A 14,434-nucleotide genomic window follows, 5' to 3' on the forward strand; every position below is an offset into this window, starting at 1 on the left:
CCTGCGATCTGCTCCATACCAGCGCGGGGTGATTCCGGGATTTTCGCCGTTCTGGCAGCGGCAAAGGGCCTGAAAAGAGCGTGTCTTGCGCCCATTGGTGCACTGCGCTAAGGCTCAGAATAATTCCAAATCGGACGAATCCGTGGCTGTCCCGAGGCTGCGGGAAAAAGGGCTCGCCAATGAGCGGCATTCTGCAGAACTATCTTCCACTCGTGGTCTTTATAGGAGTAGCGGGCCTGATCGGCCTCGTGCTGCTGATCGCGCCGTTCATCGTGGCGTTTCAGCAGCCGGATCCGGAAAAGCTGTCGGCGTATGAGTGCGGCTTCAACGCCTTCGACGACGCGCGCATGAAGTTCGACGTCCGCTTCTACCTGGTCGCCATCCTCTTCATCATCTTCGACCTCGAGGTGGCGTTCCTGTTTCCCTGGGCGGTGGCGTTCGGCAAGCTTGGCGCGACCGGCTTCTGGTCCATGGTGGTGTTCCTTGCCGTGCTGACGGTCGGGTTCGCCTATGAATGGAAGAAGGGAGCACTGGAATGGGATTGACCCCTGTAGCGTCCACCGGCCCGGTCGTCGCGCCGGCCCCCAAGGGCATCCTGGACCCGTCGACCGGCAAGCCGGTCGGGGCCAATGATCCGTTCTTCCTCGAGGTCAATTCCGAGCTGTCCGACAAGGGCTTCTTCGTCGCCGCGACCGACGACCTCATCACCTGGGCCCGTACCGGCTCGCTGATGTGGATGACCTTCGGTCTCGCCTGCTGCGCGGTCGAGATGATGCAGGTGTCGATGCCGCGCTACGACGTCGAGCGCTTCGGCTTCGCGCCGCGTGCCTCGCCGCGCCAGTCCGACGTGATGATCGTCGCAGGGACCTTGACCAACAAGATGGCGCCCGCGCTGCGCAAGGTCTACGACCAGATGCCCGAGCCGCGCTACGTCATCTCGATGGGCTCCTGCGCCAATGGCGGTGGCTATTATCACTATTCCTACTCGGTCGTGCGCGGCTGCGACCGCATCGTGCCGATCGACATCTACGTGCCGGGCTGCCCGCCCACGGCGGAAGCGCTGCTCTACGGCGTGCTGCTGCTGCAGAAGAAGATCCGGCGTACCGGCACCATCGAACGCTAAGGTTTTACGTCATGGACGACGCCAAGCTCGACGCCCTGGGGCAGACGATCGTTAGCGCGCTTCCGGGCGCCGCCACCGGTCATTCGGTCGCCTTCAACCAGCTCACGGTCGAGGTCGAGGCCAGCAGGATCGTCGAGGTGGTCAAGTACCTCCGCGACGACCCCGGCTGCCGCTTCGTCAACTTCACCGACATCACGGCCGCGGACTATCCGTCGCGCGAAAAGCGCTTCGACGTGATCTATCACTTCCTGTCCCCGACCCTGAACGCGCGGATCCGGCTCAAGGCCCAGGCCGACGAGACCACGCAGGTGCCGTCGCTGATCGACGTCTTCCCCGGCGCCGACTGGTTCGAGCGCGAGGCCTACGACCTCTACGGCGTATTCTTCGTCGGCCATCCCGACATGCGGCGCATCCTCACCGATTACGGCTTCGAGGGGCATCCGCTGCGCAAGGATTTCCCGACCACCGGTTTCGTCGAGGTCCGCTACGACGACCAGGAGAAGCGGGTGGTGTACGAGCCCGTGCGTCTGAACCAGGAATTCCGCAAGTTTGATTTCTTGTCGCCGTGGGAGGGTGCGGATTACCCCCTGCCTGGCGATGAGAAAGCAGGACCGAAGGCCTGATCATGAACGAGCAACCTGAACAGCTTCGCAACTTCACCATCAATTTTGGACCGCAGCATCCCGCGGCCCACGGCGTGTTGCGCCTTGTGCTCGAATTGGACGGCGAAGTCGTCGCGCGCGTCGATCCCCATATCGGCCTGCTTCACCGCGGCACGGAAAAGCTGATCGAGCAGAAGACCTATCTGCAGGCGATCCCTTATTTCGACCGGCTCGACTACGTCGCGCCGATGAACCAGGAGCACGCCTTCTGCCTCGCCGCGGAGAAGCTGCTCGGCATCGAGGTGCCGCGCCGCGGCCAGCTGATCCGCGTGCTCTATTGCGAGATCGGCCGCATCCTCTCGCACCTGCTCAACGTCACCACGCAGGCGATGGACGTTGGCGCGCTGACCCCGCCTTTGTGGGGCTTCGAAGAGCGCGAGAAGCTGATGGTGTTCTACGAGCGCGCCTCGGGCAGCCGTATGCACGCAGCCTACTTCCGCGTCGGCGGCGTGCATCAGGATCTGCCGCAGAAGCTGGTCGACGACATCGAGGCCTGGTGCGATCCGTTCCTGAAGGTCGTCGACGATCTCGACCGCCTGCTCACCGCCAACCGCATCTTCAAGCAGCGCAACGTCGACATCGGCGTGGTGCCGCTGAAGGAAGCCTGGGAGTGGGGCTTCTCCGGCGTGATGGTGCGCGGCTCGGGCGCGGCCTGGGACCTGCGCAAGTCGCAGCCGTATGAGTGCTACGCCGAGATGGATTTCGACATTCCGATCGGCAAGAACGGCGATTGCTACGACCGCTATCTGATCCGCATGGAAGAGATGCGCCAGTCCGTGCGCATCATGAAGCAGTGCATCCAGAAGCTGAACGCGCCTGACGGCAAGGGCCCGGTCGTCGTCGAGGACAACAAGGTGGCGCCGCCGCGGCGCGGCGAGATGAAGCGCTCGATGGAAGCGCTGATCCATCACTTCAAGCTCTACACCGAAGGCGTGCACGTGCCGGCCGGCGAAGTCTACGCCGCGGTCGAGGCGCCCAAGGGCGAGTTCGGCGTCTATCTGATCTCAGACGGCACCAACAAGCCGTACAAGTGCAAGATCCGCGCGCCGGGCTTTGCGCATCTGCAGGCGATGGACCACATCTGCCGCGGCCATCTGCTCGCCGACGTCTCGGCCATTCTTGGCTCGCTCGACATCGTGTTCGGAGAGGTCGATCGTTGATGGGGCAACAGGCGCCAATCCAGTTCGACCGCGCCTCGGGGGCCCTGGAAGGGGCCAACCTGTGGGAGCGGACGGCTGCCTTGGCGCTGGTGACGGGATCGAAGATCTCCTCGCACTTCTCGCACATGGGCTACATCGCCTGCGCGAACCTGCTGCGCAAGACGCTGCCCGAGCGCAACATCGCGATCAGGCTCAATCCCGACGCCGTGTTCGAATTCCCCTATGGCGACGGCTATTGGAGCAAGTTGCTCAACCGCACCTACAATTACGAGGACGAGCTCGAGCTCTTGTTCGCCGATAGCATCGACGTCGACTACACCTTGCTCGATTGCGGCGCCAATTACGGCTATTGGTCGGTGCTGGTCTCGAGCAAGCCGTTCGGCGCGCACAAGGCGATCGCGATCGAGCCGTCGGGGCAGAACTATCCGAAGCTCGTCAACAACGCCCGCGTCAACGGCAATCGCTTCGAGACGATGAAGTGCGCGATCGGCGCCGTCCGCGGCACCGCGCATCTATCGGGCACCAAGCACGAGGCCTTCAGCATCGCCGGCGATCCCTCGGCGGGCGGCGAGGAGGTGCCGGTCATCTCGCTCGACGATCTGATCGAGGACGGCAAGGTCGCGGCATCTGGCAAGTACCTGATCAAGCTCGACGTCGAGGGCGTCGAGATCGAGGCGATCAAGGGCGGCGCCCGGCTGCTTCAGGCCGACAGCGTCATCATGTGCGAGGAGCACGGCAGCGACCGCAATCACTCCGTGTCGCGCTACATCCTCGAACAGACCCCGCTGAAGCTGATCGTGTTCGATCCGCGCAGCAGACGGATGGAGACCGTGACCGAGCTGTCGATCCTCGACCGCATCAAGGTCTCGACTCACGTCGGCTACAACGTTTTCGGCACCGCAAGCGCATTCTGGCAGGACAGGATCGAAGCCCTGAATGCGAAGACCGCGCGCCGTATGCAGTGAGAGATTGAAGAGATGTCCGTTCGTCGATTAGCACCGAAGGAAGTCCAGCCCGCGAGCTTTGCGTTCACGGAGGAGAACCTTGCGTTCGCCAGGCAGCAGATCGCGAAATATCCGGCCGGTCGGCAGGCTTCGGCCGTCATCGCCATCCTCTGGCGCGCGCAGGAGCAGAACGAGGGCTGGGTGTCCGAGGCCGCAATCCGCGTCATCGCCGACATGCTCGACATGCCCTATATCCGGGTGCTGGAGGTCGCGACTTTCTACACCATGTTCCAGCTCGCCCCCGTCGGGAAGAAAGCTCACGTCCAGGTCTGCGGCACCACGCCGTGCCGGTTGCGCGGCGCCGAGGATCTGATCCACGTCTGCGAGCACCGCATCCATCACGAGCCGTTCCATCTGTCCAAGGACGGCAATTTCAGCTGGGAAGAGGTGGAGTGCCTGGGTGCCTGCGTGAACGCGCCGATGGTGCTGATCGGCAAGGACACCTATGAGGACCTGACCAAGGAAAGCTTCGGCAAGGTGCTCGACGGCTTCGCCTCGGGCAATCCGCCCAAGCCCGGTCCGCAGAACGGCCGCCAGTTCTCGGCGCCGATCACCGGGCCGACCACATTGAAGGAGGTCACCTGATGCGTGATCTCGTCGCAATCGGAGGGACCGAGGTCGTGAAGAAATGGGGCTTCGTCGCCATGCACGCCGCGATCGCGGCTGCCTTCATGTTCCTGCTGCAGCGTTTCTTCCTGAACGCGTCGCAGGAGACCAGCTTGCTCTGGGCGCTGTTCTTCGCAGTCTGCGCCGCCGGACTTGCCTACAAGCAGTCCACTCGTTGATCGGAAAGCACTGACATGCTCGAGGACAAGGACCGCATCTTCAAGAACCTCTACGGCCTCCACGATTGGGGGCTCGAGGGCGCGCGGCGCCGGGGCGCCTGGGATGGCACCAAGGCCATCATCGACAAGGGCCGCGACTGGATCATCAACGAGATGAAGGCCTCGGGGCTGCGCGGCCGCGGCGGCGCCGGATTCCCGACCGGCCTGAAATGGTCCTTCATGCCGAAGGAATCCACCGACGGTCGTCCCAGCTATCTCGTCGTCAACGCCGACGAGTCCGAGCCCGGCACCTGCAAGGATCGCGAGATCATGCGGCACGATCCGCATCTCCTGGTCGAGGGCTGCCTGATCGCCAGCTTCGCGATGAACGCGCATGCCTGCTACATCTACGTTCGCGGCGAGTTCATCCGCGAGCGCGAGCGCCTGCAGGCCGCGATCGACCAGGCCTATGAGGCCAAGCTGGTCGGCAAGGACAACGTCAACGGCTGGCCGTTCGACATCTACGTCGCGCACGGCGCCGGCGCCTATATCTGCGGCGAGGAGACCGCGCTGCTCGAAAGCCTCGAAGGCAAGAAGGGCCAGCCGCGCCTGAAGCCGCCGTTCCCGGCCAATGTCGGCCTGTTCGGCTGCCCGACCACCGTCAACAACGTCGAGTCCATCGCGGTCGCGCCGGACATCCTGCGCCGCGGCGCGGCCTGGTTCGCCGGCATCGGCCGTCCGAACAATGTCGGCACCAAGCTGTTCTGCATCTCCGGCCATGTCGAGCGGCCCTGCAACGTCGAAGAGGCCATGGGCATTCCGTTCCGTGAGCTGATCGAGAAGCATTGCGGCGGCATCCGCGGCGGCTGGGACAATCTCAAGGCGGTGATCCCCGGCGGCTCGTCGGTGCGCATGGTGCCGGCCGAGCAGATCATCGACACGCCGATGGATTTCGACTCCTTGAGCAAGCTGCGCTCGGGCCTCGGCACCGCGGCCGTGATCGTGATGGACAAGTCGACCGATCTGATCCGCGCCATCGCCCGCATCTCCTATTTCTACAAGCACGAGAGCTGCGGCCAGTGCACGCCGTGCCGCGAGGGCACGGGCTGGATGTGGCGCGTCTTGACCCGCATGGCCGAAGGCCGCGCCCACAAGCGCGAGATCGACATGCTGCTCGAGGTGACCAAGCAGGTCGAAGGCCACACCATCTGCGCGCTGGGCGATGCGGCGGCGTGGCCGATCCAGGGCCTGATCGCGCATTTCCGCCACGAGATCGAGGCGCGCATCGACCAATATTCGCACAGAGCCGACATCGACGATATCGGCGTCCGCGATCCCGTGAACATGGTCGCGGCGGAGTAAGACAAATGACCAAGCTCATCATCGACGGCAAAGAGATCGATGTCCCGCCGGAGTACACGCTGCTTCAGGCGTGCGAGGCGGCCGGCGCCGAGATTCCGCGCTTCTGCTATCACGAGCGGCTGTCGATCGCCGGCAATTGCCGGATGTGCCTCGTCGAGGTGAAGGGCGGCCCGAAGCCGGTCGCGAGCTGCGCCTGGGGCGTGCGCGACTGCCGTCCGGGCCCCAAGGGCGAGCCGCCGGAAATCTCGACGCGTTCGCCGATGGTGAAGAAGGCGCGCGAAGGCGTGATGGAGTTCCTGCTGATCAACCATCCGCTGGACTGCCCGATCTGCGACCAGGGCGGCGAGTGCGACCTGCAGGACCAGGCGATGGGCTATGGTGTCGACACCAGCCGCTTCGCCGAGAACAAGCGCGCCGTCGAGGACAAGTATCTCGGTGCGCTGGTCAAGACCTCGATGAACCGCTGCATTCAGTGCACGCGCTGCGTCCGCTTCTCGGCGGAGGTCGCCGGCGCCCCAGAGATGGGCGCCACCGGCCGCGGCGAGGACATGGAGATCACGACCTATCTCGAGCACGCCCTGACCTCGGAATTGCAGGGCAACCTCGTCGACATCTGCCCGGTCGGCGCCTTGACCTCGAAGCCCTATGCCTTCGCGGCGCGTCCGTGGGAGCTCGGCAAGACCCAGTCGATCGACGTCATGGACGGCGTGGGCTCTGCGATCCGCGTCGACACCCGCGGCCGCGAGGTGATGCGCATCCTGCCGCGCATCAACGAGGCCGTGAACGAGGAGTGGATCTCCGACAAGACCCGGCACGTCGTCGACGGCCTGCGCACCCAGCGGCTCGACCGCCCCTATGTCCGCGAGGCCGGCAAGCTGCGCGCTGCCACTTGGCAGGAGGCCTTTGCCGCGATCGCCGCCAAGGCGGCGCGCACCGACGGCAAGCGCATCGGCGCGATCGCCGGCGACCTCGCCGGTGTCGAAGAGATGTTCGCGCTGAAGGATCTGCTTGCGAAGTTCGGCTCCGGCAATCTGGCGGTGCAGGGCGGCGATGCCTTCGATCCCGCGCTCGGCCGCGGCTCCTACATCTTCAACCCGACGCTGGCGGGCGTCGAGCAGGCCGATGCGCTGCTCATCATCGGCGCCAACCCGCGGAAAGAGGCGGCCGTGTTCAACGCCCGCATCCGCAAGCGCTGGCGCGCCGGCGGCTTCAAGGTCGGCGTGATCGGCTCCAAAGCCGATCTTACTTACGACTACGATCATCTCGGTGCGGGCACCGAGACGCTCGGTGAGCTCGCGGCCGGCAAGCACTCCTTCATCGACGTGCTGAAGAGCGCCAAGAATCCGATCATCCTGGTCGGTGCAGGCGCCACCTCGCGCCACGACGGCGCCGCCATCCTCGCGGCCGCTGCCAAGCTCGCGCTCGACGTCGGCGCGCTCAAGGATGGCTGGAACGGCTTCGGCGTGCTGCACGAGACCGCCTCGCGCGTCGGGGCGCTCGACATCGGCTTCTCCGCGACCGGCGGCGGCCTGAACGCCGCGCAGATGACGACCTTCGGCACGCTCGACCTGCTGTTCCTGCTCGGCGCCGACGAGATCAGCGCGCCTGACGGCACCTTCGTCGTCTATATCGGCACCCATGGCGACCGCGGCGCGCACCGCGCCGACGTGATCCTGCCGGCGGCCGCCTACACCGAGAAGTCCGCGATCTATGTCAACACCGAGGGCCGCGTGCAGATGACGGGCCGCGCCGCGTTCCCGCCGGGCGAAGCCCGCGAGGACTGGGCGATCATCCGCGCGCTGTCGGAAGCGCTCGGCAAGAAGCTCGGCTATGACTCGCTTGCGCAGTTGCGCCAGGCGATCTTCAAGGCCGTGCCGCACCTGATCCGTCTCGACCAGATCGAGGCCGGCTCCGCCGACCAGATCAAGAAGCTGGCGGGGAAGGGCGGCTCGCCCGAGAAGGCGCCGTTCAAGCCGCTGGTCGAGGACTTCTATTTGACCAACCCAATCGCGCGTGCGTCCGCCGTGATGGCGGAATGCTCGCGCCTCGCCTCCGGGCACATGCTGACCGCAGCGGAGTGAGCGTGATCTGATGGAATTCTTCGAAAGCGCATTCTGGACCGGTTTCCTCTGGCCGCTGATCATCATGGTCGCGCAGAGCGTGTTGGTGCTCGTCGTCCTGCTGGTGGCGATCGCCTACATCCTGCTCGCCGACCGCAAGATCTGGGCGGCGGTGCAGATCCGACGCGGCCCGAACGTGGTCGGCCCCTGGGGCCTGCTGCAATCCTTCGCCGACCTCTTGAAGTTCGTGCTCAAGGAGCCGATCATTCCGGCCGGCGCCAACAAGGGCGTGTTCCTGCTGGCGCCGCTGGTGTCATGCGTGCTCGCGCTCGCCGCCTGGGCCGTGATCCCGACCAATCTCGGCTGGGTGATCGCCGACATCAATGTCGGCGTCCTCTTCATCTTCGCGATCTCGTCGCTGTCGATCTACGGCATCATCATGGCCGGCTGGTCGTCGAACTCGAAGTATCCGTTCCTGGCCGCGCTGCGCTCGGCGGCGCAGATGGTCTCGTACGAAGTCTCGATCGGCTTCGTCATCATCACGGTGCTGCTCTGCGCCGGCACGCTGAATCTGTCGGCCGTGGTCGAGGCCCAGCACGCGCGCGGCCTCGCCAGCCTGATCGGGCTGCCGCAGCTCACCATCCTGAACTGGTACGTCTGGCCGCTGTTTCCGATGTTCGTGGTGTTCTACGTCTCGGCGCTGGCGGAAACCAACCGTCCGCCCTTCGACCTCGTCGAAGCCGAATCCGAGCTCGTCGCCGGCTTCATGGTCGAATACGGCTCGACGCCGTATCTGCTGTTCATGCTCGGCGAGTATGTCGCGATCGTCACGATGTGCGCCCTGGCGACGATCCTGTTTCTCGGAGGCTGGCTGCCGCCGGTGGACCTGCCGCCCTTCAACTGGGTGCCGGGCATCATCTGGTTCTCGCTGAAACTGTTCTTCATGTTCTTCCTGTTCGCGATGGCGAAGGCGATCGTGCCCCGCTACCGCTACGATCAATTGATGCGCCTCGGCTGGAAGGTGTTCCTGCCGCTGTCGCTGGTGATGGTGATCGTGGTGGCCGGCGTGCTGCATTTCGCCGGCATCGCGCCGAAGTGAGGGCTGTCATGGGTATCAACGTCAACGCCACTGCACGCTCGCTTCTGCTGTCGGAATTCGTCTCGGCGTTCTTCCTCGCCATGCGCTATTTCTTCCAGCCGAAGCCGACGCTGAACTATCCGTTCGAGAAAGGCCCGATCTCGCCGCGCTTTCGCGGCGAGCACGCGCTGCGCCGTTATCCGAACGGCGAAGAGCGCTGCATCGCCTGCAAGCTGTGCGAGGCGGTCTGCCCGGCGCAGGCCATCACCATCGAGGCTGGCCCGCGCCGCAACGACGGCACCCGCCGCACCGTGCGCTACGACATCGACATGGTGAAGTGCATCTATTGCGGCCTCTGCCAGGAGGCCTGTCCTGTGGACGCCATCGTCGAAGGCCCGAACTTCGAGTTCGCGACCGAGACCCGCGAGGAATTGTTCTATGACAAGGCCAAGCTGCTCGCCAACGGCGACCGCTGGGAACGCGAGATCGCGAAAGCGATCGAGCTCGACGCGCCGTACCGGTGAGGTGAGGGCATGATCCATCCCGCCAACCTCTCGTCATTCCGGGGCGCGCGAAGCGCGAGCCCGGAATCTCGCGCCACAACCTCCAGATTCCGGGTTCGCGGGCTTTGCCCGTGCCCCGGAATGACGGGGAATGCCCGATGATCCTTCCCGCGCTGTTCTTCTATCTCTTCGCCGGAATCTGCGTCGCCTCGGCGGTGATGGTGATTGTCTCGCGCAATCCCGTGCACTCCGTGCTGTACCTGATCCTGGCCTTCGTCAACGCCTCCGGCCTGTTCGTGCTGATGGGCGCCGAATTCCTCGGCATGATGCTGATCGTCGTCTATGTCGGCGCAGTCGCCGTGCTGTTCCTGTTCGTGATCATGATGCTCGACGTCGATTTTCTCGAGCTGCGCGAAGGCTTCATCGAGTACCTGCCGGTCGGCCTGGTAATCGGCGGCATCTTCCTGTTCGAGCTGCTGCTCACGGTCGGCTTCTGGGTCATCAATCCCGGCGTCTCCAAGACGATCACGGCGGCGATCCCGGCCAACGTCTCCAACACCGAGGCGCTCGGGCTCGTGCTCTATACGAAGTACATCCACTACTTCCAGCTCTCGGGCATGGTGCTGCTGGTCGCCATGATCGGCGCCATCGTGCTGACGCTGCGCCACAAGGCGAGCGTGAAGCGGCAGGACATCAACGTTCAGAACGCGCGCACCCCCGAGATGGCGATGGCGATGCGCAAGGTGGCGCCGGGGCAGGGGCTCTCGGACGCCGATGCGGCGGAGTGGGTGAAATGACGATCGGGCTCGGACATTATCTGGCGGTCGGCGCGATCCTGTTCACGCTCGGCATCCTCGGCATCTTCCTGAACCGCAAGAACATCATCGTCATCCTGATGTCGATCGAGCTGATCCTGCTCTCGGTCAACATCAACCTCGTGGCATTCTCGACCTTCCTCGGCGACATCGTCGGCCAGGTCTTCGCGCTGCTGGTGCTCACTGTCGCGGCGGCTGAAGCTGCGATCGGTCTTGCCATCCTGGTGGTCTATTTCCGCAACCGCGGCTCGATCGCGGTTGAGGACGTCAATCTGATGAAGGGCTGAGCTCTCAAATGGTTCAGGCAATCGTTTTCCTGCCTCTCTTGGGCGCCATTTTGGCCGGCCTGATCGCGCTTGTCGGCGCGCATGCCCGCAACCCCTCGGGTGACGAGCTCGATCATCACGGCGACCATGGACATGGCCACGGCGACGCTCACGCCTCGACGGCCCATGACGCCCACGGCCATGACGCCCACGGCCACGACGATCACGCTCACGGCCCGGCCGAGCCGCCGGCCGCCGGCTCGCGCGCTGCGGAGCTGATTACGACTGCGCTGCTGTTCGTCTCGGCCGCGCTGTCCTGGATGACGCTGGTCGATGTCGGCTTCATGCACCATGACGCCCGCATCCAGCTGCTGCCCTGGATCTTCTCCGGCGATCTCCAGGTCTGGTGGACGCTGCGGGTCGACACGCTCACCGCCGTGATGCTGGTGGTGGTGACCACCGTGTCCTCGCTCGTGCACCTCTATTCCATCGGCTATATGGACGAGGATCCGAACCGGCCGCGCTTCTTCGGCTATCTCAGCCTGTTCACCTTCGCGATGCTGATGCTGGTGACCGCGGACAACCTGGTGCAGCTGTTCTTCGGCTGGGAAGGCGTCGGTCTCGCCAGCTACCTCTTGATCGGCTTCTGGTACCAGAAGCCGTCGGCGAACGCGGCCGCCATCAAGGCTTTCGTGGTCAACCGCGTCGGCGACTTCGGCTTCGCGCTCGGCATCTTCGCGGTCTTCATGCTGGTCGGCTCGACCGATTTCGAGACGATCTTCCATGCCGCACCCGGCCTCACCGGCAAGACCATCAACTTCCTCGGCTGGCACGCCGACGCGCTGACCCTGACCTGCCTGCTGCTGTTCATGGGCGCGATGGGCAAGTCGGCGCAGTTCCTGCTGCACACCTGGTTGCCGGATGCGATGGAAGGCCCGACCCCCGTGTCGGCGCTGATCCATGCCGCGACCATGGTCACAGCCGGCGTGTTCATGGTGGCGCGCCTGTCGCCGCTGTTCGAGCTCGCCCCGACCGCGCAAGCCGTCGTGATGTTCTTCGGTGCCACCACGGCGTTCTTCGCGGCCACGATCGGCCTCGTCCAGAACGACATCAAGCGCATCGTCGCCTACTCGACCTGCTCGCAGCTCGGCTACATGTTCGTGGCGATGGGAGCGGGGGCCTATTCGGTCGGCATGTTCCACCTGTTCACGCACGCCTTCTTCAAGGCGCTGCTGTTCCTAGGCTCCGGCTCGGTGATCTACGCGATGCACCACGAGCAGGACATCCGCAACATGGGCGGGCTCTGGAAGAAGATCCCGTATACCTATGCGGTGATGGTGGTCGGCACCCTGGCGCTGACCGGCTTCCCGCTCACCGCCGGCTACTTCTCCAAGGACGCCATCATCGAAGCGGCCTACGCCTCGCACAATCCGTTCGGGATGTACGGCTTCCTGATGACGATCGTCGCCGCCGGCCTGACCTCGTTCTACTCCTGGCGCCTGATCTTCAAGACCTTCCACGGCGAGCCACATGACGAGCACCATTACGAGGCCGCGCATGAAGCTCCGCTCTGGATCCTGGTCCCGATCGGCGTGCTCGCGGTCGGCTCGTTCGTCGCAGGGTTCCCGTTCAAGGAGCTGTTCGCCGGTCACGGCGTCGAGGAATTCTTCCGCGAGTCCGTGAAGATGAACCCGCATATCATCGAGGAGATGCACCACATCCCGCAGACCATCGCGTTCCTGCCGACGGTCATGATGGTGCTGGGCTTCCTGGTCTCGTATCTGTTCTACATCCGCCGGCCCTATCTGCCGGTCGAGCTCGCGAACACGCAGCCGATGCTGTACCAGTTCCTGCTCAACAAATGGTACTTCGACGAGCTCTACGACATCATCTTCGTCCGTCCGGCGAAGTGGCTCGGCTACCAGCTCTGGAAAAAGGGCGACGGCTTCGTCATCGACGGCTTCGGTCCCGACGGCGTCTCGGCCCGCGTGCTGGATGTCACCCGCAACGTCGTCAAGATCCAGACCGGCTATCTCTATCACTACGCGTTCGCCATGCTGATCGGTGCCGCCGGCCTGATCACCTGGTTCATGTTCGGCTTTGGAGGCCAGTAAATGACGACCTGGCCCATTCTTTCGGTCACGACATTCCTGCCGCTGGTCGGCGCGCTGATCGTCTATCTCAGCCGCGGCGACGACGAGGCGGCCAAGCGCAACTCGCGCTGGATCGCGCTCTGGACCACGCTGATCACCTTCGCGGTGTCGGTGATCCTGGTCATGCGCTTCGACCCCGCCAATCCCGACTTCCAGTTCGTCGAGAAGGCGAACTGGCTCGCGACCGGCATCACCTACCACATGGGCGTCGACGGCATCTCGCTGCCGCTGGTGATCCTCACCACCGCCGTGATGCCGTTCTGCATCATCGCGAGCTGGAAGGCGATCAACAACCGCGTCCGCGAATACATGATGGCGTTCCTGATCCTGGAAACGCTGATGATCGGCACCTTCTCGGCGCTCGATCTCGTGCTGTTCTACCTGTTCTTCGAGGGCGGCCTGATCCCGATGTTCCTGATCATCGGCGTCTGGGGCGGTCCGCGCCGGGTCTACGCGTCGTTCAAGTTCTTCCTCTACACGCTGCTCGGCTCGGTCCTGATGCTGCTCGCCATCATGGCGCTGTACTGGAACGGCGGCACCACCGACATCCCGACCCTGATGCACTCCGCCGTGCCGCGGAACTTGCAGACCTGGGCCTGGCTCGCCTTCTTCGCTTCCTTCGCGGTGAAGATGCCGATGTGGCCGGTGCACACCTGGCTTCCGGACGCGCACGTCGAGGCGCCGACCGCGGGCTCGGTGGTGCTCGCCGCGATCCTGCTGAAGATGGGCGGCTACGGCTTCCTGCGCTTCTCGCTGCCGATGTTCCCGCTCGCCTCGCACGACTTCGCGCCGCTGATCTTCACGCTCTCGGCCATCGCCATCATCTACACCTCGCTGGTGGCCTTGATGCAGGAGGACATGAAGAAGCTGATCGCGTACTCCTCGGTGGCGCATATGGGCTTCGTCACCATGGGCATCTTTGCCGGCACCATGCAGGGCGTCGCCGGCGGCGTGTTCCAGATGATCTCGCACGGCATCGTCTCCGGCGCGCTGTTCCTCTGCGTCGGCGTCGTCTACGACCGCCTGCACACCCGCGAGATCGCGGCCTATGGCGGCCTCGTCAACCGGATGCCGCTCTACGCGATGACCTTCATGGTCTTCACCATGGCCAATGTCGGCTTGCCCGGCACGAGCGGCTTCGTCGGCGAGTTCATGACGCTGCTCGGCACCTTCAAGGTCTCGATCCCGACCGCGTTCTTCGCCAGCTTCGGCGTGATCCTGTCGGCGGCCTATGCGCTGTGGCTCTACCGCAAGGTCGTATTCGGCGCGCTGGTCAAGCCGCAGCTGGCGAGCATGAAGGATCTCACCTTGCGCGAGTGCGTGATCCTGTTCCCGATGATCGCGCTGACGATCCTGTTCGGCGTCTATCCGAAGCCGGTGCTCGACATGTCGGCCGCCTCGGTCCAGCAACTCGTCAACAATTACAACAACGCCGTGACGGCCGTGAAGGCCGCCGCACTGCTCCATTGATCGGGCAGGTCAGG

Annotated in this window: 15 protein-coding genes; all 15 read left to right on the forward strand. The window is 64.4% G+C overall.

The window, feature by feature from the left end; all coding sequences use genetic code 11:
- The first annotated feature begins 179 nt into the window (after positions 1-179).
- The 15 genes from K410_RS0117305 to K410_RS0117375 all read left to right on the forward strand — a co-directional run bounded on the left by K410_RS0117305 (position 180) and on the right by K410_RS0117375 (position 14,420).
- Positions 180-545 carry an NADH-quinone oxidoreductase subunit A gene (locus K410_RS0117305; RefSeq protein ID WP_008136158.1) on the forward strand — a complete coding sequence of 122 codons (366 nt, stop codon included), beginning with the start codon at positions 180-182 and terminating at the stop codon, positions 543-545.
- Positions 536-1,123, forward strand: coding sequence for a NuoB/complex I 20 kDa subunit family protein (locus K410_RS0117310; protein WP_028136064.1), 588 nt, complete (start codon positions 536-538; stop codon positions 1,121-1,123). The genes K410_RS0117305 and K410_RS0117310 overlap by 10 nt, the downstream gene beginning before the upstream one ends.
- A gap of 11 nt (positions 1,124-1,134) precedes the next feature.
- Positions 1,135-1,746, forward strand: coding sequence for an NADH-quinone oxidoreductase subunit C (locus tag K410_RS0117315; RefSeq protein WP_028136065.1), 612 nt, complete (start codon positions 1,135-1,137; stop codon positions 1,744-1,746).
- Positions 1,747-1,748: 2 nt separating this feature from the next.
- The gene (locus K410_RS0117320) at positions 1,749-2,945 is read left to right on the forward strand and encodes an NADH-quinone oxidoreductase subunit D (RefSeq protein ID WP_028136066.1); all 1,197 of its coding nucleotides are present in this window, start codon (positions 1,749-1,751) and stop codon (positions 2,943-2,945) included.
- Positions 2,945-3,910, forward strand: a complete 966-nt coding sequence (locus tag K410_RS0117325; protein ID WP_028136067.1) for an FkbM family methyltransferase — start codon at positions 2,945-2,947, stop codon at positions 3,908-3,910. The genes K410_RS0117320 and K410_RS0117325 overlap by 1 nt, the downstream gene beginning before the upstream one ends.
- A 12-nt stretch (positions 3,911-3,922) precedes the next feature.
- Positions 3,923-4,534 carry an NADH-quinone oxidoreductase subunit NuoE gene (gene nuoE, locus K410_RS0117330; protein ID WP_028136068.1) on the forward strand — a complete coding sequence of 204 codons (612 nt, stop codon included), beginning with the start codon at positions 3,923-3,925 and terminating at the stop codon, positions 4,532-4,534.
- Positions 4,534-4,734: a hypothetical protein gene (locus K410_RS0117335; RefSeq protein ID WP_028136069.1), complete on the forward strand. Its 201-nt coding sequence runs from the start codon at positions 4,534-4,536 to the stop codon at positions 4,732-4,734. Before nuoE ends, K410_RS0117335 begins: the two co-directional genes overlap by 1 nt.
- Before the next feature lie 15 nt (positions 4,735-4,749).
- Positions 4,750-6,075 carry an NADH-quinone oxidoreductase subunit NuoF gene (gene nuoF, locus K410_RS0117340; protein ID WP_028136070.1) on the forward strand — a complete coding sequence of 442 codons (1,326 nt, stop codon included), beginning with the start codon at positions 4,750-4,752 and terminating at the stop codon, positions 6,073-6,075.
- Positions 6,076-6,080: 5 nt separating this feature from the next.
- Positions 6,081-8,156 carry an NADH-quinone oxidoreductase subunit NuoG gene (nuoG, locus tag K410_RS0117345; protein ID WP_028136071.1) on the forward strand — a complete coding sequence of 692 codons (2,076 nt, stop codon included), beginning with the start codon at positions 6,081-6,083 and terminating at the stop codon, positions 8,154-8,156.
- Positions 8,157-8,166: 10 nt separating this feature from the next.
- Complete coding sequence (nuoH, locus tag K410_RS0117350; protein WP_131868155.1) at positions 8,167-9,234, forward strand: NADH-quinone oxidoreductase subunit NuoH; 1,068 nt, start codon at positions 8,167-8,169, stop codon at positions 9,232-9,234.
- Positions 9,235-9,242: 8 nt separating this feature from the next.
- Positions 9,243-9,737 (forward strand): NADH-quinone oxidoreductase subunit NuoI, encoded by a 495-nt coding sequence (gene nuoI / locus K410_RS0117355; protein ID WP_191093171.1) that lies wholly within the window; start codon positions 9,243-9,245, stop codon positions 9,735-9,737.
- Between the two features lie 137 nt (positions 9,738-9,874).
- Positions 9,875-10,513, forward strand: coding sequence for an NADH-quinone oxidoreductase subunit J (locus K410_RS0117360; protein WP_028136073.1), 639 nt, complete (start codon positions 9,875-9,877; stop codon positions 10,511-10,513).
- Entirely contained in the window at positions 10,510-10,818 is a 309-nt protein-coding gene (gene nuoK / locus K410_RS0117365) for an NADH-quinone oxidoreductase subunit NuoK (protein WP_008547737.1), read from the forward strand. The genes K410_RS0117360 and nuoK overlap by 4 nt, the downstream gene beginning before the upstream one ends.
- A gap of 8 nt (positions 10,819-10,826) precedes the next feature.
- Positions 10,827-12,911, forward strand: a complete 2,085-nt coding sequence (gene nuoL / locus K410_RS0117370) for an NADH-quinone oxidoreductase subunit L (protein WP_028136074.1) — start codon at positions 10,827-10,829, stop codon at positions 12,909-12,911.
- Positions 12,912-14,420: an NADH-quinone oxidoreductase subunit M gene (locus tag K410_RS0117375; RefSeq protein ID WP_028136075.1), complete on the forward strand. Its 1,509-nt coding sequence runs from the start codon at positions 12,912-12,914 to the stop codon at positions 14,418-14,420.
- Positions 14,421-14,434 lie beyond the last annotated feature (14 nt).

This window comes from Bradyrhizobium sp. 22 (assembly GCF_000482425.1).
Lineage (GTDB): Bacteria > Pseudomonadota > Alphaproteobacteria > Rhizobiales > Xanthobacteraceae > Bradyrhizobium > Bradyrhizobium japonicum_B.